Genomic DNA, 25,281 nt, shown 5'->3' on the forward strand with positions numbered 1-25,281 from the left:
ATCGGGGTGCCAACGACGGGCCCCGGATCACCGGCCTGTCCGATATCGGAAGGCCTAACCATTGTTATCGCTTACGAAAAAGGATGACCAAGATGCGTAGTTTCGACCTGACCCCGCTTTACCGAGCCACCGTCGGCTTTGACCAGATTGTCGATTTGCTGGACCGGGCGCTGGCCACGGATGTCGGCCAGAATTCCTATCCCCCTTACAACATCGAAAAGACCGACAATGACGGCTGGCGGATTTCCATTGCCGCTGCTGGCTTCGCCTCCGATGAACTGGCGATCGAGGTGAAAGACCGCGCGCTGCATGTCACCGCCCGCAAGGCCGAGGATGATACCGAACGCAAATTCCTGCATCGCGGTATCGCGACCCGCGCCTTTGAACGCCGGTTCCATCTGGCGGATCACGTGCAGGTCACCGGCGCTTTGCATGAAAACGGCATGCTGCATATCGACCTGATCCGCGAAGTGCCCGAAGCGTTGAAACCCCGCCGGATCGCGATTGCCGCCGGTGAGAAGACCGAGGCCAATCTGGTTGATGCCAAGGCGGTAAATTGATCCGCCACTCACGCGGAAATATTTACCGAAATAAAAATGGGGCGCTGGGATTCACCGGCGCCTTTTTTAATGCGCCGTGGCCCAGTTCGGGCCTTGGCCTGCATCGACCGCCAGTTTGACATCAAGCTTCACCGCAGGGTCGCTGGCGTTTTCCATGACGGCGCGGGCGGCTGTGATTAAATCATCGGCAGCGCTGGCATCGACCTCGAATATCAGTTCATCGTGCACTTGCAGGAGCATCTTGGCGGGTAAGTCGGCGATAGCATCCGGCATCCGGATCATCGCGCGGCGGATCACATCGGCGGCGGTGCCCTGAATCGGCGCGTTGATCGCGGCGCGTTTGGCGAAACCCGCCTGCGGGCCTTTGGCATTGATTTCTGGCGTGTTGATCCGGCGTCCGAACAGAGTCTGGACATAGCCATGGTCTTTGGCAAAGGCCACGGTATCCACCATATATTTGCGGATGCCCGGAAAGCGTTCGAAATAGCGGTCGATGAACCCTTGGGCATCGCTGCGCGGGATCCGCAGGTTGCGCGCAAGGCCAAAGCCCGAAATGCCGTAGATCACCCCGAAATTGATCGCCTTGGCCTGACGGCGGATATCGGGCGTCATCTGATCCAGCGGCACATCGAACATTTCCGAGGCGGTCATCGCGTGGATGTCGATCCCATCCAGAAACGCCTGTTTCAGCGCATCGATCCCCGCGATATGCGCCAGAATGCGCAATTCGATCTGGCTGTAGTCAAGACTGACGATGACATTGCCAGTATCCGCTACAAAGGCTTCACGGATGCGCCGCCCCTCTTCCGACCGGATCGGAATATTCTGCAGGTTCGGATCGGTCGAGGCAAGCCGCCCCGTGATCGCCCCTGCGATGGAATAGCATGTATGCACACGGCCCGTATCGGGATGGATATGCCCTTGCAGTGCGTCGGTATAGGTTGATTTCAGCTTGGACAATTGCCGCCAGTCCAGAATGCGACGCGGCAGATCGTGTATCGTTGCAAGGTCTTCGAGCACGTCTGCGCCGGTGGAATAGGCGCCGGTCTTGCCCTTGGCGGGCATTTTGCCATCAGGCATCGCAAGGCCGAGTTCATCGAACAAAACTTCGCCCAGCTGTTTCGGAGAGCCGACATTGAACGGGCGGCCCGCCATCTGCTGGATCTCATCCTCCAGCCCGGCCATTTTCTGGGCAAAGGTATTGGACATCCGCGACAGCGTGTCGCGGTCAACCTTGATGCCGTGCATTTCCATCCGCGCCAGCACCGGCACTAGCGGGCGTTCCAGCGTTTCATAGACGGTAGTGACACGGCTCTGATGCAGTTGCGTTCTGAAAATCTGCCACAGCCGCAGCGTGACATCCGCGTCCTCGGCGGCATATTTCACGGCATCGTCCACGGACACGCGATCAAAAGTGACAGCGGATTTACCGCTGCCCAGCAGTGGCTTGATCGGGATCGGGGTATGCCCCAGATAGCGTTCCGACAGCACATCCATCCCGTGGTTATGCAACCCCGCATGCATCGCATAGGACATCAGCATTGTGTCATCAATGGGCGCAACTTTGATACCCAGCAGCGCAAAAATCTTGGCATCGTATTTCATATTCTGCCCGATTTTCAGGATGCTTGCATCCTCCAGCACGGGTTTGAGCAGCGTGAGGCATTCGTCCATAGCCATCTGCCCATCGGCCCGTTCGTCTGACCCGAACAGATCATCCGACCCCGCCTTATGCGCCAGCGGAATGTAGCAGGCTTGCCCTGCCGTGACGCAAAGCGAGATACCGACCAGATCGGCCAGCATTTCATTCAGCCCGGTGGTTTCGGTATCGACCGCGACATGCCCCGCCTCGTAAATCCGGTCGATCCAGACCTGCAGGGCCGTGGCATCGCGCACGCACTCATAGCTGTCGGGATCAAATGGCACCACCTCTGGCATCGTGCTGGTCGCCACTGGCGCTGCCGCCTCGATGGCCGGTGCTTCCACACCCAGTTTGTCGGCGATGCGCTTCGTGACGGTGCGGAATTCCATCTCTGCAAGGAAAGCCAACAGCACCTCAGTCTCTGGCTGGCGGATTTCCAGATCGTCCAGCCCGAAATCCAGCACCATATCGCAATCTAGCTGCACCAGCTTCTTTGACAGCTCGATCTGCGCACGATTATCTACCAAAGTCTCGCGGCGTTTTGGTTGCTTGATCTCGCCCGCGCGGTCCAGAAGGCTTTCCAGATCGCCGAATTCGTTGATCAGCAGGGCGGCGGTCTTGATCCCGATCCCCGGTGCGCCCGGCACGTTGTCCACCGAATCGCCCGCCAGCGCCTGCACATCGACGACCCGCTCAGGATAGACGCCGAATTTCTCGAACACACCCTCACGGTCGATGCGCTTGTTTTTCATCGGGTCGAGCATTTCGACGCCCTCACCGACCAGCTGCATCAGATCCTTGTCGGAACTGACGATCGTGACCCGGCCACCCGCACGTCGCGCCTGATGTGCAAGGGTGGCAATGATATCATCGGCCTCGAACCCTTCCACCTCTTCACAGGCGATATTGAACGCGCGTGTCGCGGCACGCGTCAGCGGAATTTGCAGGCGCAGATCCTCTGGCATGGCGTCGCGGTTGGCCTTGTACTGATCGAACATATCATTGCGGAACGTGTGACTGCCCTTGTCGAAAATCACCGCCACATGGGTCGCGGCATCGGCGCCGGAATTATTTTCGACATAGCGTTGCAGCATGTTCACAAAACCGCTGACAGCCCCGACAGGCAGACCGTCGGATTTGCGCGTGAGGGGCGGCAGCGCGTGATAGGCACGAAAGATGAAGGCAGAGCCATCAATCAGATGCAGATGGCAGCCTTTGCCGAATGTGGGTGCCATGTCTGATCTCCGTGAAATGGGGTGCAAGCTGACGGTGGTCAGACCTTGCCTTCAAAATCCTTGTGGATGATGCGGGCATCGCAATAGGGGCATTCGACCCAGCCGCGCTGGTCGGGAATCTGCAACCAGATGCGCGGATGGCCAAGCCCGCCTTCGCCGCCATCGCAGGCCACGCGCCATTCGTTCACAATGCGGGTTTCCGGGGCTGGTGTGGTCATTGGTCTGGCCTGTCTGATTGCCGCGGGGCGCTGCCCGCCTTATGTGTCTTCCTATACCGCAGCGACGGCACAGGGGAAAGACCAGCATGACCGACAACGCAATCGAAATCACCGGGCTGAAAAAGACCTATGCCGCAACCAAACGCGCCCCGGCGCATGAGGCGCTGAAGGGAATCGACCTGAACATCCCGCGCGGATCAATCTTCGGGCTGCTCGGGCCGAATGGTGCGGGAAAATCGACGCTAATCAATATTCTGGCCGGACTTGTCGTGAAATCTGCCGGGTCAGTAAAAATATGGGGCTTTGATCAGGATAAAAACCCGCGCCAGTCACGGGCCGCTATCGGGATCATGCCACAGGAGCCGAACCTTGATCCGTTCTTTACACCCGGAGGGTCGCTAGACGTACAGGCAGGGCTTTACGGTGTGCCGAAATCACAACGGCGCACCAAGGAAATCCTTGAGCTGATCGGGCTTGCAGACAAGGCCGATGCCTATGCCCGTTCGCTTTCGGGCGGCATGCGGCGGCGGTTGCTGCTAGGCAAAGCGCTGGTACACAGCCCGCAGATTCTGGTGCTGGATGAACCCACCGCAGGTGTCGACATCGCGCTGCGCAACATGCTTTGGGAAAATGTGCGCAAGTTGAATGAGGACGGGATGACTATCATCCTGACCACGCATTACCTCGAAGAGGCCCAAGCCATGTGCGACGATATCGCGATCATCAATCATGGCGAGGTGGTCATCCGCGACAGCACAGCAAATTTACTTGGGCGGCTTGACAGCAAAACGCTGGTGATCACGCCGACCGGGCCCGCCGCTTTGCCGGCCTTGCCGACAGGCATCACCGGCCAGCATCATGATGACGGGCGGCTCAGCTTTACCTATAGCGCCGGCACCACGCCCGCCGATGCGATCCTATCACTCGTCCGCAATGCAGGCATCACGATCAAAGATGTGCAAAGCCGCGAGGCCGATCTGGAAGATGTCTTCCTTTCACTGACCTCATAGGAACATCCTATCTGCGCCAAGCCTGTTTTACCGGAACGGGCCGTCAGCCTTGCAACATCCGCCCCAGCGGGCGGCCGCCAAGGATATGCATGTGATAATGTGGCACTTCTTGCACGCCATGTGCGCGGGCATTGGCGATGGCACGGAAACCATCGTCAAGATCGCTGATCCGGCACACCTCGGCCACGGCCTGCATGAAACCCAGCTGTTCATCCGGTGACGCATCGCGCGCAAAATGATCAAGGCTCATATACGGGCCCTTGGGGATCACCAGCACGTGCACCGGGGCCTGCGGATTGATGTCTTGAAACGCCAGCGCATGGTCATTTTCGTACACTGTCTTGTTCGGGATCTCGCCGCGCAGGATCCTGGCAAAGATGTTCTGGTCGTCATAGGCGAATTTCATTGGTGGTTCCTCAATCAACAAAAAGATATGGCGTCTGCGCAAGGCGCTCTGCCACCACCATATCGACGCTCAGGAAACGGGCAAGCGCTGCAGCATTTTCAGCGATACTTGCGGTTTCGCGAATATGGCTGGTGTTCTGGAACCCGACATCACGGATCGCTTCGCGTTCATAGATCATGTCACTGCGAATCGTCGGCAGCAGCCGGGCGAAAGTGGCCGAAGATGTCTGCGGACCGGCAAGACCAACCCGGATCGCATGGCCCACAAGATAATCATCCGCAAAATCGCATTCGATTTCCAGCATGCGGACGGTGGCGCGATCAGTGAAGAAATCCGTGATCATATCGAGGCTGGAGGTATCCACGCAAACCACGACCCGATCACTGGCGGCATGGTCAAACAACATCCGCATAAAGGCGCGGCGGTGCCGCCCGCGTTTGGCAAGGCTTTTCTCTATCCCTCCCAGTTCCGGCAGCGCCGTATCCTCTTCATTGAACAGATAGTCAAACGCAGGAACATCCGTATGCATGCGAATCGATTCTGTCAGTCTCTTGGCGACATGCCATTTCTTGCAGGCGATGATGAGCAATTCACGGCCCCGGCCCAAGGTCGTCTCGGCCTGCCAGAACCGAGGGACAAAGCGGCGACCGTTGCGACCGCGTTCGGTCAGAAACCGGAAAAGGTTGCGCCCGTCTTGCGCGATCGTGAAATCCATCCGGTCACTGGCATAGAGCGCGCCCAATGCGGATTTCAAGGCGGCTGCTTCAGGGCTGACCTTACGGGCAAACAAGGCATCCTGCGTCAGCAGCATTTCCTCGTGATCATTGTAAAAAGTCACTGGCATACCGTAATCGGTGAACATCAGAAATGTCAGCGTGCGGTTTTCGATCTGATTGCCCGGCACAAGGTGACGGACCAGCGTCTGGAAAAACGTCTCATCTGGAATCCAGGTGGTGCGGAAGAAACGCACCACATCAGAACGCGACCGGGTAAATGCCAACAAGGCCTCGATCGTGCGACGGCGCAGGCACCACCATTGGCTGCCGATCATGACCTGAATATCCACCGGCACCGGACGGGTCAGGCCCAAGCGACGCTGAATGGTGAAAGAGGTATAGAACCGGCGTTTTTGGGTGCGTTCGTTGAAGAAATGACGATAGATCAGACGTTCTTCGCGAAAACCGGTCTTGATCCAGTCGCTTTCGAAGAAATCAAAGCTCTCGATGAAATCGCTGTCATGATCATCGAGGAAGCGATGCACAAAACCGGCAGACTTGATCGGCATGCAATCGCCCGAAACCATATAGAAATGGGTGGCCCGTTCAAATGCGGCCTCTGCAGCGGCGACAGTCCGCAAGGTTGCCTCGACCAGGCTCCATTCACCCCAGCCACATCTGACGCGGCGGCGGGCGAAGGTGACATTGGGATTATCTGCCAGCCCATCTTTGATCCTGCGGTAATCCATATCCGATGCAGAGGCATCGAAATGGATTGCCACATAATCCCCCGCAGCGGTGAATTGCGTGGCCTGCAGGACCACGGCATCGGGGTCCTTGTGACAAAGCAGGATAAAGGCGACACGTGCCATATTCATCGTCCTGACGGGAAAACACTCTTTCTTATGTCACTTAGCGCGAAGAGACATTGAAGTGACAGGGTTTCTTTGCTTGTTATACGACAAAGGAGAACGACCTTGGCCAATTTTCCCGGAACATGGATGACCACCAGCGAAAGCATGGTTTACCGCGTTGTGCCGAAATGCGCCTGCTCGACAATCGGGCAGATCATGTATTACGGAGATCACGGCAGGTTCTATGACGGCGATATTCACGACGCCAAATCCGGCATCCATAAATGGGCGCTGGATGAAAGTCAGAAACCAATCCATGACAACGTGACGGCCCATAAAAGCTTTGCCTTCACCTGCGTGCGCAATCCCTACACCCGCATCCTGTCGTCGTTTTTCGATAAGATCTGCGGCGTGCAGCGCAACGGCAAATATTATCGTGGCAATCTTGTCCCCCTGCTGGTCCAGAAATACGGGATAGAGGTCGGCGATCCGGACAACGGCTTTGAATTCGACCAGATCAAAAGCTTCCGACGATTTTTGCTTTTTGCACGGGACACGATCCGCTGGCGTCGTCCGATGGAACCAGACATCCATTGGTCAGCGATGTCGGGCCATATTTCGACCTATATCGTGAACGGCGGGCGCTACGACCACATCTTCTGGACGGAAAAATTCAACGAAGGTATGCAGATTGTCCTCGACCGCGCCACGACCCCGCATGTCATCGACCTCGCCACGATCCCGCGTTTCAACGAAAGCGAAGGGCACGGCCCAAAACGCCTGCACCCGGTCGAGGATTATTTTGACGATCTGTCAATGCATCTGGTCTATGAGATGTACAAACGCGACTTTCGTCTGTTCAAGTATGACTTCGAAAACCCTGCCAATAAGATGCCCGTTGGTGAGATTGATCTAGACGAGGTTCACGCAAAACTCGGTCAATAAGTGATAGTCTTTTGGCAAGGTGCCCGAATGGCACTTGGTCAGTCCCCGCGTAGTGCAGGCAGTCCTACACCTGTTACATCAAACCCGCCATCTACGGCGATCACCTGTCCGGTGACATAGCTGGCACGTTTCGAGCACAAGAAGACGATCACCTCCGCGATTTCACGTTCTGTACCATATCGGTTCAGCGGGATTGCGTCATGATAGGCCGCCCTGATCGCCGGTGTGTGAACCGCCAGCGCCAGTTTGGTATCCACGGGCCCGGGCGCGACGCAATTTGCCCGCACGCCCCATTCGCCCAGCTCGACGGCCTGTTGCTTTGTCAGGTGCACGACAGCCGCTTTCGACGTGCCATAAGCCACGCGCAACGTGCTGGCGCGAAGACCAGAGATTGACGCGATGTTGACGATTGCGCCCTTGGTCGCTCTCAGATGCGGCAATGCGGCCTGCGTTGTCAGAAAGACACCGTCAAGATTGACTGACATGACATTGCGCCAGACCGACAGATCCGTTTCCTCCAGAGGGCGGAAATCGGCGACCCCAGCATTGTTGACCAATGCGTCGATGCGCCCAAAGCTATCGGCGACCTTGGCCACCATGGCGTCTATCTGGTCTGGCTGTGACACGTCGCACGTCATCGGCCTGACATTGGCAAGCCCTTCCGCGGCTTGCATCAACGCCTCCGCGTCGCGGTCGACCATTGCGACTTGCCAACCTTCGGCCAAAAACAGCTTTGTTGTGGCCAGACCAATGCCGCGTGCGGCCCCCGTGACGATTGCTGTCTGCATGATTATATTCCTATCCAAGCTTGCTAACGCAGCCAATCGACCAGCATCAGCGACATCTGCGGCACCAAGGCGACAACGACAATGCCGCCAAGGCTTGCCAAAAGAAATGGCATCGTGCCCCAAGCCACCCGTTCGATGCTGAGCTTGGTCACGTTTGCGGCGACGTAAAGATTGATCCCGACCGGTGGAGTGATCAACCCGATCGCCAGATTGACCATGACGAGAACGCCGAACCATACCGGGTCCCAGCCCATTTCCCGCGCCACTGGCAGAAAGATCGGCAAGGCGATGAACATCACGGTGACGGGATCCATGAACATCCCTGCGATCAAAAGGATCACCATGATGACGAACAGGATCACCCAGCCATTGTCGCTCAACCCCAGCAGCGCGCCGGAGTAGCTGCCGACCAGATCATCGACGGTGACGACCCAGCCAAACAGGCTTGCATAGGCGACGATCAGCATGACCACCGAGGAAGAGGCCGCAGCACTGCCCAGCGCGTCATAAAGCACTTTGGCATTCAGGGTCCGGTAGGCCAGCGCGCCCACCAGCAGCGCATAGACGGTGGCGACAATCGCGGCCTCGGTCGGTGTAAAGATTCCCGAATAGATCCCGCCCAGAATGACGACCGGCGTCATCAGCCCCCAGAAACTGTCACGAAACGCCTGCCAAAGCGCATCGCGCCGGTTGTTGCCCGGATAAGGGCTGGGGCTGAGCGCATGCAGGGTGCCGCTGGTCGGCGCGGCAGCGGCCTTCGGCGGGTTTCGGCGGGCAAAGGGCAACACCGCCAGCATCGTCAACGCCATGAAGATACCGGGGATGATCGCCGCGATGAACAGCCGAGAGATTGAGGTTTCTGCAATCACCCCATAGATCACCAGCCCGATAGACGGCGGGATGACGATGGAAAAGGCCGCCCCTGTTACCACCAGACCGGCGGCAAAGGCGCGGTCATAGCCGTCTTCCTCCATGCCTTTGATGATCATCGGACCGATGGCCGCGACAGATGCGGGGCCAGATCCGCTGACCGCGCCCCAGAACAGGCAAACCACCGTACCGACCATGCCCATCCCGCCCGGCAGGCCACCAACAGCGACCCTGAAAAAACGGATCATGCGTTCGGCGATACCAAGGCTGCCCATCAAGGTGCCCGCAAGGATAAAGAACGGGATCGCCAGCAGCGAGAATTTGGTGATGCCGGTAGCGATCAGGTCACCGGCAAGGTCCAGCCCGAACCCGATCTTCCACATCGCATAGATCGCGGACAGGCCAAGCGAAAAGGCGACCGGCACCCGCAGCGCCAGCAGCACAAAGAACACGATGATCATCTGCGTGCCTGCGGCAGTGATGCCCAACGCTTCAAACATGATCGACCGTGGCCTGCGGCCCTGCGCGAAGAACTGTCCATGCATGTTGAAGATAGCGCCAGGTGATCAGGGCAAAACCAAAGGGCAAGGCTGCTTGATAATACCAAGCCGGCAAGCCGAGTCCATACGATTGCATGCCGACCCGCCTGATGTTCATCATCGCTTCCCACGAGAACCATGCCGACAGCAGCAGCAGCATCACCGCAAGGCAGATCGACAGGCACAGGACCGGCACCCAGAGGGTACGCGGCAGCATGTCATGCACAAGGCCGACGGCCAGATGCTCGCCCCGTCGGGCTGCAACGGCCGCGCCAAAGACGGTCAGCAGCAAAAAGCCGTTGACCAATAGTTCCTCGGTCGCGGCGAAGGAATAATTGGTGCCGTAGCGGACCACAACATTGGCAAAACCCAAGGCTGTCATCGCCAGAAACAGAATGGCGCAGACGATCTTTTCAAAGTCGCGCAGCACAAGGCGGATCATGGCGATGCTTTCTGACGGAAAAAGCCCGGGGCTGTGCAACACGGCCCCGGGGGTCTGGATGTGTTCTTAATTTGCGGCGGCAATGGCGTCCTGGAACATGCCGACAATTTCCGGCCCGACCCGTTCGGCCCATTGATCAAATGCCGGTTGCGTGGCTTCGCGGAACGCGGCAAGTTCCTCGTTGCTCGGTTCATACACCTCCATGCCCTGTTCGCGCAAAAAGGCGATGCCCTCCGCTGTGCCTTCGCGGGTGATGTCGCGCTGATAGGCCATCGCCTCTTGGGCGGCTTCGCGGATCATGCTTTGCTGATCTGCATCATATTCATCCCAGACGGATTGCGCGATTCCCAGAAAGATCGGGTCATAAGAATAATGCCATGCAGTCAGGTATTTCTGCACCTCATAGACCTGTTGGGGAATGATCACCGCGCCAATCGGGTTTTCCTGCCCATCGACGACGCCTTGCTGCAGGGCTGACATCGTCTCGCCCCATTGCATCTGCTGAGGGTTTGCGCCCAGTGCGTTCATCACGTCGATATACATCGGCCCTGCCACGCGCATGTTCAGCCCGCGCATGTCTTCGGGGCTGCGGATCGGACGGGTGTTGTTGGTCACTTCGCGAAAGCCGTTTTCGCCCCAAGCCAGCACGACGATCCCGCGTTCAAGCAGGATATCTGCCATTCTCTGCCCGGGTGCGCCCTGCGTCGTGGCATCAACCTGATCATAGTTGGAATATAGGTACGGCAACGAAAACACTGCCATTTCCGGCACCAAAGGTGTCACGTTGATCGCAGAGGTCACCACAAGGTCAAGCGCGCCACGACCAACCATTTCAGCCTGACGCATCTGGTCGCCACCCGAAAGCTGCGCATTTGGGAATACGCGCACGGTCAGATCACCGTCACTGCGTTCAGCCAGTAATTCGGCAAAGCGTTCTGCCCCCTGATGCCATGTCGTGGTGTCGCCGGTATTGTGCGACAGACGTAGCGTCTGAGCGCTTGCCATGCTGACACCCATGGCGACGACAAAGCCTGCCGCCAAGGCCGTTCCTGTGATCCGTGAAAACTTCATTCGTTCCTCCCGTTGAATGATGAACATGCGGCCGCCACCCCTCGGCCGCTGTTCTTGCCAAATAGTGGACCGTGATTTTTGCTGATTGCAAGAAAAACTTGCAATCAGCATGGAATAAAATCAAAATTGAACGAAACATGAATAAACCCACGTCGTAGGGTGCCCGAAAGCGGTCCATATTATGAAGCACCATGGCGAAGAGACGATGTTCGGCGGCGCGCAAAGCGTTGACCGGGCTTTGGGCTTATTGTCCCTGATCGGGCAGCATTCGGCAACGGGGATCACGCTGTCGACGCTGGTTTCTGAGACCGGGCTGAACAAGGCCACGGTGCGGCGTCTTGTTCTGGCGCTGATACGTGCCCGGATGGTGGAACAATCGCCAGGCACACGCGCCTATCATCTGGGTGAAGAGGCGTATCTTCTTGGGCTGTTGGCACAAGACCGGCACGGGCTGCTCGCGCAGGCGATCGATAGCCTGCAGCGGCTCGCGCGGGTGACAGGCGATGCCGCGTTTTTGTCGGTGCGGCGGGGGCGTTACTCTGTCTGCCTGCACCGCGAAGAGGGCGCGCATCCGATCCGCACCTATGCGCTGATGCCCGGCGCGCATCATCCTCTGGGCGTGGGGGCGGGATCTTTGGCAATGCTGGCCGCCTTGCCCGCAAAAGAGGCAGAGGCGGTGATCGCATCGAACCAAGAGGAACTGATCACCAGCTATCCGCGTTTGCCGCCCGACAGGTTGCACGCCCAGATGCGGCAAGCGCGCCAAAGCGGCGTCGCCGTCAACCCCGGCCTGATCTTCGAAGATAGCTGGGGACTAGGGATCGCCTTGCGCGGGCAGCAAGGGCAGTTGGTCGGTGCCTTGTCCCTGGCTGCCGTGGAAAGTCGCATGAAAGAACCGCGTCGCAGCGAGCTGGCGCAGTTATTGCAAGCCGAAGCCCGGCTGATTGAAACCCGCTTTGCCACGGCTGGCACGCAAGGCAAGCACACAGAAGGAGCCGCAGGATGACACAGGCACAGATTATTGGCTGGGGTCACACGGCCTTTGGCAAATCCGACCACCCCAATACCGAAAGCCTGATGGCCGAAGCCGTCGCGCAGGCGCTGTCCCATGCGCAGATTGACGCAGAAGTTGTCGACGGCATTTTCGTCGGCGTGTTTAACAACGGCTTTTCCAAACAGGATTTTCAGGCCGCGCTGGTGGCGATGGGCGACGATCGGTTCGCGCGGACCCCCGCGACGCGTTTTGAAAACGCCTGCGCCACCGGGTCTGCCGCCCTATTTGGTGCAATGGATTTCATCGCGGCGGGGCGTGGGCGCATCGCATTGGTCGTAGGCGCGGAAAAGATGACCGCGACACCCAATGCCGAGGTCGGTGACATCCTGCTTGGCGCCAGCTACCGCGCGGAAGAGGTGGAGGTCGAAGGCGGCTTCGCCGGGCTGTTCGGGCAGATTGCGCAAAGCTATTTCCAGCGCTACGGGGACCGGTCCAAAGAGCTGGCGATGATCGCCGCAAAGAACCATGCCAATGGGCTGGCCAATCCTTATGCCCATATGCGCAAGGATCTTGGCGTGGATTTCTGCAATACCATATCTGACAAGAATCCGCGTGTCGCGGGGCCGCTGCGGCGCACGGATTGTTCGCTTGTGTCCGACGGGGCGGCGGTGCTGGTGCTGGCGGATGCGGAAACCGCCGCGACGATGCAGCGTGCCATCGGGTTCCGGGCGCATGTCCATGCCAATGATATCATCGCCCTGTCCCGCCGCGACGTGCTGGAATTTGCCGGTGCGCGCCGGGCCTGGACAGAGGCACTGACAACCGCAGGCCTGACCCTTAATGATCTGAGCCTCGTCGAGACCCATGATTGTTTCACCATCGCCGAAATGCTGGAATACGAGGCGATGGGGCTGGCAGAATCTGGTCAGGGGCACCGCGTGATCCGCGATGGGATTACCCATAAGACCGGTCGGCTTCCCGTCAACGCATCGGGCGGGCTGAAATCCAAAGGCCATCCGATCGGTGCGACCGGCGTGTCGATGCATGTCATGGCAGCGATGCAATTGATGGGTGATGCGGGCGACATGCAGATCCCTGATGCCAAACTGGCCGGCGTGTTCAACATGGGTGGCGCTGCGGTGGCAAATTACGTGTCAATCATGGAACGCGTGAAATGAGGCAGGATCTGTCGCAGGGCATGACGCCGTTTTCGACCCGCGTGATGAACCTGTCGCATCTTCTGACCGAAAACGCGCGGCGTCTGGGGGATACCACGGGTTTCATCTGGGGCGACCAAAGCTGGACCTGGGCCGAGATGGAACAGCGTGCCGGTGCCTTTGCCCAGACATTGTTGCAGGACTACGGCATCGCCAAAGGCGACCGCGTGCTGGTGCAATCGGCCAACAGCAACCAGATGTTCGAAGCGATGTTCGCCTGCTGGCGGATCGGGGCGGTCTGGGTGCCGGCCAATTACCGTCTGTCGCCAGATGATCTGGGCTGGCTTGCCGCATCGTCAGGCGCGCGACTGTTGTTATGCGGTGCGCAATTCCCTGCACATGCCGCCGGCTGCGCCGCGTATGTCGACGCGACGATCAATCTGGGGCAGGATTACGAAGACCTGATCGACCGGCACCGCGGGGCAGCACCCGTCACAATCAGCGTGCAGCGCGATGATCCGGCATGGTTCTTTTTCACGTCCGGCACCACAGGCAAACCCAAGGCGGCTGTGTTGACCCACGGCCAACTGGCTTTCGTCATCACCAACCATCTGTGCGATCTGATGCCCGCCACTGGGCCGGATGATGCGTCTCTCGTTGTGGCGCCCTTGTCACATGGCGCGGGCATCCATCAGCTGGCGCAGGTGGCGCATGGCGTCAAAACCATCCTGCCCGCCGGCGAAAAGTTTGATCCGGCCGAGATTTGGGCGATGGTCGCGCGCTGGCGGGTCACCAATATGTTCACCGTTCCGACAATCGTCAAACTGTTGGTCGAACATCCCGGCGTCGATCAGCATGACCATCACAGTCTTCGGTATGTCATCTATGCCGGCGCGCCGATGTACCGCGCCGATCAACGCCATGCGCTGGAAAAACTGGGGCCGGTGCTGGTTCAATATTTCGGTCTGGGCGAGGTAACCGGCAACATTACTGTCCTTCCACCTGCCGAGCATCACAGCGACGATGCAAAGATGCGGATCGGGTCGTGCGGTTTTGCGCGCACCGGCATGCAGGTGCAGATCCAGAACGATCAAGGCGCTGAAGTCGCCATCGGCGAAACCGGTGAAATCGCTGTGATCGGTCCTGCGGTCTTTGCGGGGTATTTCAACAATACCGAAGCGAATACGAAGAGCTTTCGCAATGGCTGGTTCCTGACCGGTGATCTGGGCCATATGGATGCGCAGGGGTTTGTCTATCTGACCGGGCGCGCATCTGACATGTATATCTCGGGCGGGTCCAACATCTATCCGCGCGAGATTGAGGAAAAGCTGTTGCAGCACCCCGATCTGTCCGAAGTCGCCGTACTGGGCGTGCCCGACCCGGTCTGGGGCGAGGTCGGGATGGCCGTCTGCGTGCCGCACCCACAGGCGCAGTTACAGCCGGATGCCCTGCTGGCATGGCTTGCCCCGCAACTGGCGCGCTATAAACTACCGCGTCACGCGGTGCTGTGGGATGCCCTGCCAAAATCGGCCTATGGCAAGATCACCAAGAAAATGATCCGAGACGAACTGGAAGCGCGCGGCCAATTGCCAGAGCAGACCGGGTGATCTCGCCCATGCGCCTGATTATCCACCCCGGTCCCGCCGCCCCGGAAAGGGTCACCGCGCTGCCCTGCAAGGCGACCCCCGTCCAGTTGACCCTTCACGCCGGACAAAGCCTTGCCGATGCGGTGCCGAACGCTTTTCTGCAGGCTGGCTTTGACTTTGGGTATCTGCGGCTGGACGGGAGCTTTTTCGCGCCATTGACCTTCGTCACGCCGGGCCCCGCGCCTGACGACAGCCATGCGGCATGGTACAGCGATACACATAGATTCAACGCGGCCGGGGTCAGGCATGGCGGCGTCCATCTTGGCCTGCGTGATGGCAAGCCATTTCTGCATTGCCATGGCGTCTGGGACAGCCCCGATGCCGTCGCCGACGCCGGACATCTGCTCTGCGAGGATAGCGTTCTTGCGCAGGATTGCACGGTCAGCGGATGGGGCATCATCGGCGCGGGGTTTGTTGGGTGCCCCGACCACGAAACCAACTTCACCCTCTTCCGGCCCAAGGTACAGGCGGCCACCTGCCACAAACACGCTTTCCTGATCACACTCCGGCCCAATCAGGACATTGGTGCCGCCCTTGTGGCCTTTGCGCGGCAACAACATATCCAGTCGGCACGGATCGAGGGGATCGGTAGCCTTGTCGGCACCAGGTTTGAGAAAGGGCAAGACGTCGAGAGCTTTGCCACTGAAATCCTGATCCTGGCGGGGCAAATCGCAAGCGATACGGTGCGGCTTCAGGTCGCTTCGGTCGGATTTGACGGACGCGCCAAGAAAGGCATGCTGGCACAGGACACAAACGCGATTTGTGTCACCGCAGAAGTGCTAATGATCTGCGAAAAGCCAACCGCGCAACTTACCGCGACCGTGACGTAACTATCACTGTGCTTCGCTCGCCTCAGGCTTGCGCGCGAGCGCGGCTGTAAATTCAGTCTCCTGATCTGCCATCCATGCGGAGACTGAAAAGCGTTTGACCATGCGTCGCAACGCCCGCATCCGTTCACGCCGTTCTTCTGGCTCCATCTCAAGGGCTTGAAGGATCGCACTGTCCATCGACCGGCTGGAGAATGGATTAGTGATCACGGCTGCGCCGAGTTCAACCGCGGCACCGGCGAATTCCGACAGCACCAGCACGCCGTCATCGTCGGTGCGTGCGGCGACGTATTCCTTGCACACAAGGTTCATCCCATCCGCAAGCGGGGTGATCCACGCGACATCCGCCGCAAGGTAATACTGGATCAGGTCGTCAAACGGGATCGCGCGGGAAATCAGCGTGATCGGTTGCCAGCCCAGCGTGCCAAAGCGGCCATTGATCCGGCCTGCGGTTTCTTCGATCCCGGACTGGATATCTTCATAGGCGGTCATGTTCCGGTTGGCACTGACCGAGACATGCATCAGCCGGACCTTGCCGCGCAGGTCGGGACGCGCCTCAAGGATACGTTCAAAGCTTTGTAACTGCTGAATACCGCCCTTGGTGTAATCGGTGCGCCCAACCGAAATCACCAGCTTCGCGCCGTCCATAGCCTTAATGATCTCTTGCGCCTTTGCCTGTACCTTGGGATCATTCGCACGCTCTTCGATGAAATCGACGGCGACACCGACAGGGGATGAGCTGATGGAAATCTCACGCCCGTCATACGCGATCAGTGTAGGCGCGCGACGCTCGCTGAGCGCGGTGCCTTCAAAGATCAGGTCTGGGTCGACAGGGCGGCGTTCTTGGGCAGTCACATCGAACATACTGCTGGCGACAGACAGGAAATTCGCGGAATAGCGCGGGATATGGAAGCCCACCACGTCACAGGCCAGCAGGCTTTCCACGATTTCTTTGCGCCATGGCAGCACGTTGAACATATCCGCTGCCGGAAACGGCGTGTGGTGGAAAAACGAGATAACGACGTCGGGGCGCAGTTGCCGCAGATAGCCTGGCACCAGCCAGAGATTGTAATCATGCACCCAGACACGCGCGCCCGTGCTGGCTTCATTCGCCGCTGCCTCGGCGAAGGCCCAGTTCACTTCCCGGAATGTGGGCCAATCGACAGGATCATAGTTATATTTTTCCTTGAAGGAATGCAGGATAGGCCAGAACGCCTCTTTCGAGGAAATGTGGTAAAAGCTGCTGACCTGTTCGGCGGTCAACGGCAGGCGGGAAACGGTATAGCTGCCGTGGGCATCCTCGATCTCGATCACGCGTTCAAAGGTGGGATTGGCGGGGTCTTCCGCCAGTTTCCACGCGACCCAGGCACCATGGTCAGCCTTGCCGAAAAAGCTTTTCAGCGTCGGGACGATCCCATTCGGGCTGGAATTTTCGCGCAATTCGGTTTTGCCGTCGACGACAACCTCTTCGTAGGGTTGGCGATGATAGACGATGACGAAATCGGATGCCATTTTTATACCTCTTTCGTGATCGGGTGCAGATCGAATACACTGATTGCCTCGATAATGCCTGCGGCACCGATGGCCCTAGCGCGGTGGATACGCCCCGATTGCGGCAGCGCTTCCAGCAGGGCCGGTTCTGACCCGCCCACAGCGACAGCGGGGGTACCTGCGACCAGCATCGACAGATCGTTCAATGTGTCACCCGCCGCCAGCACAGATGCGACATCGACCCCAAGGTGATCGATGAGCCGCAGCAACGATGGCCCTTTGCTGATACCGCGCGGCAGCACATCGAAAAACCGGTTGTCGGACATCAACACATCCGCACCCAGATCCCGGACAGTCCGCACAGCGCTTTCGTCGAAAAGATCGGGCTGCATGTCATAGCTGACGCGATAGCGAAAAGCGGTGGGCTGCACGGTCAGGCCCGGATGCCCGTCCAGTTCGGCGCGCACCTTTGGCCCCCGGTCATCCCAGGCGGCCGCGATATCAGCCTCCAGCGCTGAAATGGGCGTCAGGCCAGCGCCTGGATCGACATGCGCGATGGTGGTGCCGACATCACCGACGACATAATCGGGCCAAGGGATACGCCCTGCGCCGCAAAGATCCTGAATGAAGCCCGGATCGCGGCCTGTCACAAAGATCAGCCCAACCGTACTGCGGTTCTTTTCCAGCCAGTCATAAAGACGGTCGCGGTCGGCGTCACTGCCGCCCAGAAATGTTCCGTCAAGATCGGTGGCAAGCACCATCCGGCAGTCGGCCAGTTGAGTCATGTTGTCAGTCATATCAGAGTTTTTGGATACCTTGTGTTGCGGCGATGTGGACCGGGTTCGCCAGCAGGATTTCAAGCCCTTTCGGCTCTCCCTCGATCGGGCGGGTCCAAAGCTTATGAAATCCCGCCTTGAGGTCCAGATTACCGTTCAGGATCGCGTTGACGGTTTCGCAGATGGGCATCGACACACCCACCCGTCGCGCCAGATCCGTGACCGAAACGGCGTTCACCTCACCTTCGACCACGACGGCGCGGCCCTCGAAACAATCGGCGCGTGGGGTGCCCTGACCCAGCTGCAGGCCCAGCGACATATTGCGCGACGTGGCGCTGGAACAGGTCAGCGTCAGGTCGCCCGCACCGGACAGCCCAGTGACGGTTTCCCGACTGCCACCCAGCGCCTCGGCCAAAGCTTTCATTTCGGCCATGCCGCGGGTGATCAGCACGGCGCGAGTGTTCTCGGCAAAGCCAGCCCCGGTCATCATCCCGCATGCTATGGCGATCACGTTCTTCACGGCACCGCCGATTTCCACACCCACCAGATCGTCAGAGATATAGGTCTGGAACGCGGCAGAGCTGAGCGAAATGGCAAATCGCGCCGCCGCACTTTCGTGCGGGCTCAGCCGGTCGGCATAGGTAAAGGGGAACGCCACGGTCGCCGCAGTCGGATGCCCGAGGGCGGTTTCGCGCGCAAAGGTCGGACCAGAGATGGCACCAAGGCGGGCATTGCCGATTTCCTGTTCAACGACCTGCGTCATCAGCAAGCCAGTGGCAGGTTCGATGCCCTTGGTGCAGATCGCCACGGGCAGGCCGGGTGCGATGAATTTTGCCACCTGCGCTGCCATGCTGCGGATCGCACGCGATGGCACCGCCAGCATGACGGCATCTGCCCCGGCCAGCGCCACCTGCAGATCAGCAGTCGCGCACAGTTGCGGCGGCAGGGCCACATCGGGCAGATAGGCATCATTCCGGTGGGTCGCGTTGATCGCATCGGCAACCGCTGTGCGGCGGGTGTACAGCGTCACGTCGCGCCCCGCCGTTGCCGCAACAGAGGCAAGCGCAGTGCCCCAGGCGCCGCCGCCGATCACTGCAATACGGTCATATGGTCGGCTCTGCAGGCTGGGTCTGGGGGGCAGCGTTAATGCATTCATTGCGTGGTCATCCACCTTTTCCTTGCGTGTTCTGGGACCGGGTCAGGCACCGGTCCGCCGTCGCGCTTTACTCGTTTGCCGTGGGCCCAAGGTGACCGGAACGCCACGAGGCTTCAAGAGAACTTGTCAGAAAACGACATTCAGGCGCAGGCGGGATCAGAAAACAGCCCGAAAATTAGGCGCCACGGGCAAATGCCGGGCATTGAAAAAGCTATTTGCGGGTGGTCGCGCAAGGCTGATCGCCGAACATCAGATCAGTTTTGTCTCACTCATCTTCATCTTAATTATTGAAATAAAATGATAATTTTCCGAATACGCTCCGACCACCCACACGCTGGCGGTGCGGCAAGTAGTGATGATGCGCCACATTCTCTCGGAGCCTTCCGCAAGTGAAGTGATGTCGTTTTTTGACATGCACGCTCTCATCAGGGTTGCGGTGTGATCGTCGGGTTCTTCACCAAGCCCGGAACGCCGGCGATCAGATCGAGACGCGCTGTAAAATGTCCTCGCGGCTGACAGCGCCGGCGGGTTCCGACAGCACCACCTCGCCCCGGTTCAGCACGCAGAATTGGTCAGCGAGCGTATAGGCAAAATCGAAATATTGTTCGACCAGCACGATGGCGATTTCACCCTCGTCCCGCAAAAGTTCGATCACCTTGCCGATCTGTTTGATGATATTGGGCTGGATGCCTTCGGTCGGCTCATCCAGCAGCAGGACCTTGGGCTTTGCGATCAGCGCGCGCGCGATGGCAAGCTGCTGCTGTTGCCCGCCTGACAGATCACCGCCACGCCGGTCCTTCATCTGCTTGAGCACGGGAAACAGTTCATAGATCCGGTCGGGGATCTGATGGTCAGACCGTGGCAGGCAGGCAAAGCCGGTTTGCAGGTTCTCAGTCACGGTCAGCAGGGGAAACACCTCTCGTCCCTGGGGGACATAGGCGATACCGGCCTGCGCGGCCTGTGCTGCGCGCGGGTGGTCCAGCACCTGCCCATCCAGCCTGATGGTCCCGCCCGAATAGGGGTGGCGGCCCGCAATTGCGCGCAACAGGCTGGTTTTGCCCACGCCGTTTGTGCCCATCACCGCCGTCACCGCCCCCGCCCGCGCGGCAAGCGACACGCCCCACAGGATCTGCGAGGCACCATAATGCAGGGTCAGATTGTTCACGTTCAGCATGATTCAGCGCCCCAGATAAACATCAATGACCTGTTGATTCCTCGTGACATGATCCAATGATCCTTCGGCCAGCACCGACCCTTCGTGCAGCACGGTCACCCGGCAATCTAGCCTGCGGATGAATTCCATGTCATGTTCGATCACGACGACCGCCCGCGTCTTTGCCGCGCGCTTCAGCAGGTCGGTGGTATGTTCGCGTTCCGCCGGTGTCATGCCCGCTGCGGGCTCATCGACCAACAACAGCCTTGGGTCTTGCGCCAGCAGCATCCCGATTTCCAGCCATTGCTTTTGACCATGGCTCAGATCGCCCCCGCGATGGTCAAGGCGGTTGGCCAGCCCCACTTCTTCGGCCAGTTCCACGATGCGCGCATTGTCGGCACAGGATGCTTTCCACACCAGCACCGAAAACGGCCCACGATTGTTTTTCAGCGCCATCGAAAGATTGGCGCGGACGGTTTGATCCTCAAACACGGTGGGTTTCTGGAATTTGCGCCCGATCCCTGCCTTGGCGATCTGGCTTTCGGACAGCTTCACCAGATCGACGGATTTTTCACCCCAGAGAACCTTGCCTTCATCCGGTCGTGTCTTGCCGGTGACGATATCCATAAATGTCGTCTTGCCCGCCCCATTGGGCCCAATGACGGCACGCAATTCCGGCTCGCCAATCGCAATCGACAGATTGTTGATCGCGCGGAACCCGTCAAAGGTGACGCTGACGCCAGATACTTCCAGCAAGGTGGTCATGGCTGTTTCCTTACCAGATAATCAAACAACCCGCCGATGCCCTTGGGAAAGAAAAGCGTGACCGCGACAAAGCCGAGGCCCAGCAACACCAGCCACCAATCGGTCCAGACGATACGGAACGGCCCCAGATCGACATTGGGCGCACCACCGCCTGTCAGCCAGCTAGAAAGCAGCGACACAAACGCAGCCCCGATCAAAGCACCATAGAGCCGCCCCCTGCCGCCGATGGCGACCCAGACCGCTAGATAGATCGACGCGATAGGCGCGATTTCGGCGGGGTTGATGATGCCCGCCTGCGGATAATACAGCGCCCCGGCAATGCCCGCGACGACAGCGGTCAGGGTGAAGACAAACAGTTTGTAGCCTTCGACGTTATAGCCAAGGAACCGCACCCGCGCCTCATTGTCGCGGATCGCGCGGATGACGGACCCGAACTTGCCCGACACGACCCAAGCGAACAACAGATAGCCCGCGCCAAGTGCAAAGGCCGAGGCCCAGAAAAACCAGACTGAGATGATGGATTGCGGCACGTGCAAGGCACCGGGAATGTTCTGCAGCCCCGACAGGCCGTTGTTGCCGCGCAATCCGGTATCGTTCTGGAAAAGATAAAGCGACAGTGCCAGCGTCATCGCCTGCGTCAGGATCGACAGATAAACGCCCGTCACCCGGCTGCGGAACGCAAGCCAGCCGAAGACCAGCGCCAGAAGCCCCGGCACCAGCACCACCAGCGCCAGCTGCGCAGGCAGTGATCCGGCAAAGGTCCAGATCAGCGGCAAGTCGGAACTGCCTACCACACCAAAAATCTGTGACGCCACGCCTTCCGACACCTCACGTTCGGTCGGCGGGATCGTGCCGCGTCCAAGGCTGTCGCGGATCACGATCTCGGTCCGCGCATACATCAGCCACATGCCGATGGCATAACCACCAAGGCCGAAAAAGGCGAAATGCCCGAGGCTCAGAATGCCGCAATAACCCCAGACGACATCCATCGCGATGGCGATCAGACAAAGGCACAGCGTCATGCCAAGAATTTTCACGAGATTGGTGGAAATGATCCCGGTGCCCATGCCTTCGGACAGCAGGGTCACGATCAGGGTAAATAGCCCCAGCAGCCCCATGAACCACAAAACGGACGGGTTATCGCGTAGAAAACTGCGGCGCGGGGTGGTAGTTTGTCGGGTCGTCATGGTGGTCATGGCTTCAATCCCCTGCCGCGCGGCCTTTGAGGGCGACGATACCCTTGGGCCGGAATTGAATGAATAGGATGATGAACAGCACCATGAATGTCTGCGCCGCCAACGTATTGGCCGGGTTGAACCATTCGATACCCTTTTGCAGCGACCCGATCAGCGCGGCCCCTGCCAGCGTGCCAAACACCGACCCGACACCGCCGACCACGACGGTCATGAAGCTTTGCACGATGTAATTCGCCCCCATCTCGGATGTGACCTGCGCAACCAGCCCGATGGCGACACCTGCGACACCGGCGATGCCGGACCCCAGCCCAAAGGTCAGCATGTTGATCCTGTCAGGGTTGATCCCCATGCTGGCAGCCATGCCAGGGTTCTGGGTGACGGCGCGTACCTCCAACCCCAGACGGGTACGGTTCAGGATGTAAAGAAGCAGCAGCAGAAACGCGGCTGCCATCACGAAGATCCCCACGCGCACGGCGGCCACTGACACCAGATCGTTGATCTGGATCGCGCCTGCCAGCCAATCGGGTGCGGTCAGCGGGCGGGCCTGCGTACCAAAGATGTTCTTGGCCAATTGTTGCAAGGCAATCGAAATACCAAACGTCGCCAGCAAGGTTTCCAGCGGGCGCGTATACAGATGCCGGATCACAAGACGTTCCATCACCACGCCGGCCAGAAAGGTCACCGCAAAGGCCAGCGGCAAGGCCACGGCCAGAGACGCGGTGTAATTGGGGATGATCGTCTGGACGACGTAACCGGTATAGGCGCCCATCATGATGAATTCGCCATGCGCCATATTGATTACCCGCATCACGCCAAAGGTGATCGCAAGGCCGATTGCGGCAAGGAAGAAAATCGACGCGAGCGACAGCGCGTCCAGTGACAGGCTTAGAAATTGGAAAGCCGATACGCGCAAGCTGGTGCTGCCACGCGCGTCCTCGGCGGCTTGGGTGACAGCGGCGTCGGGTTCAAGATAGGCGTCGAAAAACACATATTGCGACACCGCCGCGGCCATATCATCTGCAGTCACCATGGGCGGCACCGCACCTGCATCCTCCAGCGCCTGATAGGCGATGAGCCGGCCAGCATCATTGTCCAACTGATGCACCGGCACGCCACCCACCTGTCCGTCCCCGACATTGGCGCGCAGGGCGTCGCGGATCGCGTTGCGCCCCGGTGCTGCAGGAGCAAGGTCAGCCGCGACGAGAACGGCATATGCGGCGGTCAGCGGCAGATCGTCACCCGGTATCTTGATCCGGGCAATGTTCACTTCGGGCAGGCTTTCGGCAAAATCCGCACGGGTCTGCAAAAGCTGGTTGAGAACACTGCGGGCAGGTGTGCTGACATCGCCGCGCAAGGCACCGATTGCCCCCACCCTTGTGGCACTGTCCTGATCATAGCGTGCAACCAGCAAGGCGATCAGCCGGTCCATACGGGCGGCGATGGCGCTGTTTTCTTCCTCCGCGCGGGCGGCGCGAATAGCGGGCAGCTGGTCAGGATCAGGGCTGCGTGCGGCGGAGGCAAGTGCCGCCATCCGGCGATCCGCATCTGGATGCGTCAATTCAAACGCGACGAGTGCCGCACCGATTTCACGGCGAACACCCGCATTGGGGCGTATCTGGGTAACATCGCGAGTACTGACGACGGCCACCTCGGCACCGGTGTCGATATCGACCAGGGTCACGTTGCCGCCTGTCGCATCTCTGGTAAAGAAGAAGGCACCGTCATCGGGGCGTTGCACTACCGTCCGGTCTGACCATGCCAGCAGGAAGGCAACTGTATTGGCCGCATCTGCTGCGAGCAGCGAAGCCAGCACGTTGGGAACCGTGGACCGGGACGGATTTGCAATATCGCCCTGCAGATCTTGCAAAACACTTTGCAATGTTATGTCTGACCGATCCTGCGCCATCAAAGGGTCAAAGATCCATGGCCAGATCAGAGCAAAGGCGCAGAGACATCGCAACATCAGGCAGGCTTTCTTATAGGGAATCATCAAGCGGGATGCGGAGCGAAGGCCCCGCATCCCAGGTCGCTTAGTAATTCGACGTCAGCTGAACACATGTGTCCGTAGCGGTGTCGAACATGCCGCATTCCAGTTCCTGCCAGTCGCTCGTCCAAGTGGCGCTTTCTTCCAGGAAGGGCGACCATGCTTCGCCAGCGACTTCTTCAGTCTGGCTGATGATGTCGAATTGACCGTCAGCGCGGATTTCACCGATCAGCACAGGTTTGGACAAATGGTGGTTGGCGTTCATCACCGCCATGCCACCGGTCAAGTTCGGGAATTCCTGACCCCACATCGCTTCGCGCACTGCATCTACATCGGTTGTACCTGCGGCCTCGACCGCGTTCACCCACATATTGAAGCCGATATAATGCGCTTCCATCGGATCATTGGTTACGCGGTCCGTGCTGCCAATAAATTCATGCCACGCGGAAATGAATTCCTCGTTCTCAGGCGTATCGGCAGACATGAAGTAATTCCACGCTGCCAGATGCCCGACCAGACGTGATGTATCCAGGCCTGACAGTTCCTCCTCGCCCACGGAAAAGGCCACTACGGGGATGTCATCGGCGCTGACGCCCTGTGCTGCCAATTCGGTGTAGAAACCAACGTTGGCGTCACCGTTGATGGTCGAAATCACGCCCACCTGTTTACCCCCGGCACCCAGACCCACAACGTCGGACACGATCGTGGACCAATCGGCGTGACCAAAGGGAGTGTAGTTTACGAAGATATCTTCAGGCGCGATGCCCTTGGACAATAGATAGGATTCAAGGATGGCATTCGTGGTGCGCGGATAGACATAATCGGTGCCCAGCAGGGCAA

At 59.1% G+C, this 25,281-nt stretch carries 23 protein-coding genes; 7 read left to right on the forward strand and 16 right to left on the reverse strand.

Annotated elements, in window-relative coordinates:
• The first annotated feature begins 92 nt into the window (after positions 1-92).
• Entirely contained in the window at positions 93-560 is a 468-nt protein-coding gene (locus ACK4TM_RS10060) for an Hsp20 family protein (RefSeq protein ID WP_409700589.1), read from the forward strand.
• 66 nt (positions 561-626) lie between these two features.
• On the opposite strand, the gene polA is transcribed toward ACK4TM_RS10060, so the two are convergent.
• On the reverse strand, positions 627-3,437 hold the full coding sequence (gene polA, locus ACK4TM_RS10065; protein ID WP_409700592.1) for a DNA polymerase I: 2,811 nt from the start codon (positions 3,435-3,437) through the stop codon (positions 627-629).
• A gap of 38 nt (positions 3,438-3,475) precedes the next feature.
• Positions 3,476-3,655 (reverse strand): zinc-finger domain-containing protein, encoded by a 180-nt coding sequence (locus tag ACK4TM_RS10070; protein ID WP_409700595.1) that lies wholly within the window; start codon positions 3,653-3,655, stop codon positions 3,476-3,478.
• An 86-nt stretch (positions 3,656-3,741) separates the two neighbouring features.
• Here ACK4TM_RS10070 and ACK4TM_RS10075 point away from each other — a divergent pair, with 86 nt between their 5' ends.
• Positions 3,742-4,665 (forward strand): ATP-binding cassette domain-containing protein, encoded by a 924-nt coding sequence (locus ACK4TM_RS10075; RefSeq protein WP_409700598.1) that lies wholly within the window; start codon positions 3,742-3,744, stop codon positions 4,663-4,665.
• A 43-nt stretch (positions 4,666-4,708) separates the two neighbouring features.
• Here the strand turns inward: ACK4TM_RS10075 and ACK4TM_RS10080 are convergent, their stop codons facing one another.
• Positions 4,709-5,071, reverse strand: coding sequence for an HIT domain-containing protein (locus ACK4TM_RS10080; RefSeq protein ID WP_409700601.1), 363 nt, complete (start codon positions 5,069-5,071; stop codon positions 4,709-4,711).
• A gap of 10 nt (positions 5,072-5,081) precedes the next feature.
• The gene (locus ACK4TM_RS10085; RefSeq protein ID WP_409700604.1) at positions 5,082-6,659 is read right to left on the reverse strand and encodes a DUF5928 domain-containing protein; all 1,578 of its coding nucleotides are present in this window, start codon (positions 6,657-6,659) and stop codon (positions 5,082-5,084) included.
• A gap of 129 nt (positions 6,660-6,788) precedes the next feature.
• Between ACK4TM_RS10085 and ACK4TM_RS10090 the strand changes: the two genes are divergently transcribed.
• On the forward strand, positions 6,789-7,586 hold the full coding sequence (locus ACK4TM_RS10090) for a sulfotransferase family protein (RefSeq protein WP_409700651.1): 798 nt from the start codon (positions 6,789-6,791) through the stop codon (positions 7,584-7,586).
• A 38-nt stretch (positions 7,587-7,624) separates the two neighbouring features.
• Here the strand turns inward: ACK4TM_RS10090 and ACK4TM_RS10095 are convergent, their stop codons facing one another.
• From ACK4TM_RS10095 to ACK4TM_RS10110, 4 genes are all read right to left on the reverse strand, one after another.
• Positions 7,625-8,374 carry an SDR family NAD(P)-dependent oxidoreductase gene (locus ACK4TM_RS10095; protein ID WP_409700607.1) on the reverse strand — a complete coding sequence of 250 codons (750 nt, stop codon included), beginning with the start codon at positions 8,372-8,374 and terminating at the stop codon, positions 7,625-7,627.
• A gap of 23 nt (positions 8,375-8,397) precedes the next feature.
• Positions 8,398-9,744 carry a TRAP transporter large permease gene (locus ACK4TM_RS10100; protein WP_409700654.1) on the reverse strand — a complete coding sequence of 449 codons (1,347 nt, stop codon included), beginning with the start codon at positions 9,742-9,744 and terminating at the stop codon, positions 8,398-8,400.
• A complete protein-coding gene (locus ACK4TM_RS10105) occupies positions 9,737-10,225 on the reverse strand; it encodes a TRAP transporter small permease (protein WP_409700610.1) in 489 nt (162 codons plus the stop codon). The genes ACK4TM_RS10100 and ACK4TM_RS10105 overlap by 8 nt, the downstream gene beginning before the upstream one ends.
• Positions 10,226-10,291: 66 nt before the next feature.
• Complete coding sequence (locus tag ACK4TM_RS10110; RefSeq protein ID WP_409700613.1) at positions 10,292-11,296, reverse strand: DctP family TRAP transporter solute-binding subunit; 1,005 nt, start codon at positions 11,294-11,296, stop codon at positions 10,292-10,294.
• 181 nt (positions 11,297-11,477) lie between these two features.
• Between ACK4TM_RS10110 and ACK4TM_RS10115 the strand changes: the two genes are divergently transcribed.
• From ACK4TM_RS10115 to ACK4TM_RS10130, 4 genes are read left to right on the forward strand one after another with little or no spacing between them, the layout of a single operon-like run.
• Positions 11,478-12,302: an IclR family transcriptional regulator gene (locus ACK4TM_RS10115; RefSeq protein WP_409700616.1), complete on the forward strand. Its 825-nt coding sequence runs from the start codon at positions 11,478-11,480 to the stop codon at positions 12,300-12,302.
• Positions 12,299-13,468, forward strand: coding sequence for an acetyl-CoA acetyltransferase (locus ACK4TM_RS10120; protein ID WP_409700619.1), 1,170 nt, complete (start codon positions 12,299-12,301; stop codon positions 13,466-13,468). The genes ACK4TM_RS10115 and ACK4TM_RS10120 overlap by 4 nt, the downstream gene beginning before the upstream one ends.
• Positions 13,465-15,054: an acyl-CoA synthetase gene (locus tag ACK4TM_RS10125; protein ID WP_409700621.1), complete on the forward strand. Its 1,590-nt coding sequence runs from the start codon at positions 13,465-13,467 to the stop codon at positions 15,052-15,054. The genes ACK4TM_RS10120 and ACK4TM_RS10125 overlap by 4 nt, the downstream gene beginning before the upstream one ends.
• Positions 15,055-15,062: 8 nt before the next feature.
• Positions 15,063-15,923, forward strand: a complete 861-nt coding sequence (locus tag ACK4TM_RS10130) for a PCC domain-containing protein (protein ID WP_409700624.1) — start codon at positions 15,063-15,065, stop codon at positions 15,921-15,923.
• Positions 15,924-15,926: 3 nt separating this feature from the next.
• Here the strand turns inward: ACK4TM_RS10130 and ggpS are convergent, their stop codons facing one another.
• The 8 genes from ggpS to ACK4TM_RS10170 all read right to left on the reverse strand — a co-directional run.
• A complete protein-coding gene (gene ggpS / locus ACK4TM_RS10135; protein ID WP_409700627.1) occupies positions 15,927-17,432 on the reverse strand; it encodes a glucosylglycerol-phosphate synthase in 1,506 nt (501 codons plus the stop codon).
• A gap of 2 nt (positions 17,433-17,434) precedes the next feature.
• Positions 17,435-18,196 (reverse strand): HAD family hydrolase, encoded by a 762-nt coding sequence (locus ACK4TM_RS10140; RefSeq protein WP_409700630.1) that lies wholly within the window; start codon positions 18,194-18,196, stop codon positions 17,435-17,437.
• Between the two features lie 13 nt (positions 18,197-18,209).
• On the reverse strand, positions 18,210-19,343 hold the full coding sequence (locus ACK4TM_RS10145; RefSeq protein ID WP_409700633.1) for an NAD(P)H-dependent glycerol-3-phosphate dehydrogenase: 1,134 nt from the start codon (positions 19,341-19,343) through the stop codon (positions 18,210-18,212).
• 478 nt (positions 19,344-19,821) lie between these two features.
• Positions 19,822-20,517, reverse strand: a complete 696-nt coding sequence (gene urtE, locus ACK4TM_RS10150) for an urea ABC transporter ATP-binding subunit UrtE (RefSeq protein WP_409700636.1) — start codon at positions 20,515-20,517, stop codon at positions 19,822-19,824.
• 3 nt (positions 20,518-20,520) lie between these two features.
• Positions 20,521-21,261, reverse strand: a complete 741-nt coding sequence (gene urtD / locus ACK4TM_RS10155) for an urea ABC transporter ATP-binding protein UrtD (RefSeq protein ID WP_409700639.1) — start codon at positions 21,259-21,261, stop codon at positions 20,521-20,523.
• Positions 21,258-22,457 (reverse strand): urea ABC transporter permease subunit UrtC, encoded by a 1,200-nt coding sequence (urtC, locus tag ACK4TM_RS10160; RefSeq protein WP_409700642.1) that lies wholly within the window; start codon positions 22,455-22,457, stop codon positions 21,258-21,260. Before urtC ends, urtD begins: the two co-directional genes overlap by 4 nt.
• Before the next feature lie 4 nt (positions 22,458-22,461).
• Positions 22,462-24,363: an urea ABC transporter permease subunit UrtB gene (urtB, locus tag ACK4TM_RS10165; RefSeq protein ID WP_409700645.1), complete on the reverse strand. Its 1,902-nt coding sequence runs from the start codon at positions 24,361-24,363 to the stop codon at positions 22,462-22,464.
• A 124-nt stretch (positions 24,364-24,487) separates the two neighbouring features.
• A partial coding sequence (locus ACK4TM_RS10170) for a transporter substrate-binding protein (RefSeq protein WP_409700648.1) occupies positions 24,488-25,281 on the reverse strand: 794 nt, incomplete at its 5' end.

Origin of the sequence: Yoonia sp. (genome assembly GCF_046292185.1) — a bacterium.
GTDB lineage: Bacteria > Pseudomonadota > Alphaproteobacteria > Rhodobacterales > Rhodobacteraceae > Yoonia.

Coding starts and splice junctions, on each gene's coding strand:
- urtB (WP_409700645.1), bottom strand. CDS start 24,363: ATGGCGCAGGATCGGTCAGACATAACATTGCAAAGTGTTTTGCAAGAT.
- urtE (WP_409700636.1), bottom strand. CDS start 20,517: ATGCTGAACGTGAACAATCTGACCCTGCATTATGGTGCCTCGCAGATC.
- urtD (WP_409700639.1), bottom strand. CDS start 21,261: ATGACCACCTTGCTGGAAGTATCTGGCGTCAGCGTCACCTTTGACGGG.
- polA (WP_409700592.1), bottom strand. CDS start 3,437: ATGGCACCCACATTCGGCAAAGGCTGCCATCTGCATCTGATTGATGGC.
- ACK4TM_RS10085 (WP_409700604.1), bottom strand. CDS start 6,659: ATGGCACGTGTCGCCTTTATCCTGCTTTGTCACAAGGACCCCGATGCC.
- ACK4TM_RS10120 (WP_409700619.1), top strand. CDS start 12,299: ATGACACAGGCACAGATTATTGGCTGGGGTCACACGGCCTTTGGCAAA.
- ACK4TM_RS10095 (WP_409700607.1), bottom strand. CDS start 8,374: ATGCAGACAGCAATCGTCACGGGGGCCGCACGCGGCATTGGTCTGGCC.
- ACK4TM_RS10115 (WP_409700616.1), top strand. CDS start 11,478: ATGAAGCACCATGGCGAAGAGACGATGTTCGGCGGCGCGCAAAGCGTT.
- ACK4TM_RS10110 (WP_409700613.1), bottom strand. CDS start 11,296: ATGAAGTTTTCACGGATCACAGGAACGGCCTTGGCGGCAGGCTTTGTC.
- ACK4TM_RS10130 (WP_409700624.1), top strand. CDS start 15,063: ATGCGCCTGATTATCCACCCCGGTCCCGCCGCCCCGGAAAGGGTCACC.
- ACK4TM_RS10140 (WP_409700630.1), bottom strand. CDS start 18,196: ATGACTCAACTGGCCGACTGCCGGATGGTGCTTGCCACCGATCTTGAC.
- ACK4TM_RS10075 (WP_409700598.1), top strand. CDS start 3,742: ATGACCGACAACGCAATCGAAATCACCGGGCTGAAAAAGACCTATGCC.
- ACK4TM_RS10070 (WP_409700595.1), bottom strand. CDS start 3,655: ATGACCACACCAGCCCCGGAAACCCGCATTGTGAACGAATGGCGCGTG.
- ACK4TM_RS10125 (WP_409700621.1), top strand. CDS start 13,465: ATGAGGCAGGATCTGTCGCAGGGCATGACGCCGTTTTCGACCCGCGTG.
- ACK4TM_RS10145 (WP_409700633.1), bottom strand. CDS start 19,343: ATGAATGCATTAACGCTGCCCCCCAGACCCAGCCTGCAGAGCCGACCA.
- ggpS (WP_409700627.1), bottom strand. CDS start 17,432: ATGGCATCCGATTTCGTCATCGTCTATCATCGCCAACCCTACGAAGAG.
- ACK4TM_RS10060 (WP_409700589.1), top strand. CDS start 93: ATGCGTAGTTTCGACCTGACCCCGCTTTACCGAGCCACCGTCGGCTTT.
- ACK4TM_RS10100 (WP_409700654.1), bottom strand. CDS start 9,744: ATGTTTGAAGCGTTGGGCATCACTGCCGCAGGCACGCAGATGATCATC.
- ACK4TM_RS10105 (WP_409700610.1), bottom strand. CDS start 10,225: ATGATCCGCCTTGTGCTGCGCGACTTTGAAAAGATCGTCTGCGCCATT.
- ACK4TM_RS10080 (WP_409700601.1), bottom strand. CDS start 5,071: ATGAAATTCGCCTATGACGACCAGAACATCTTTGCCAGGATCCTGCGC.
- ACK4TM_RS10090 (WP_409700651.1), top strand. CDS start 6,789: ATGACCACCAGCGAAAGCATGGTTTACCGCGTTGTGCCGAAATGCGCC.
- urtC (WP_409700642.1), bottom strand. CDS start 22,457: ATGACCACCATGACGACCCGACAAACTACCACCCCGCGCCGCAGTTTT.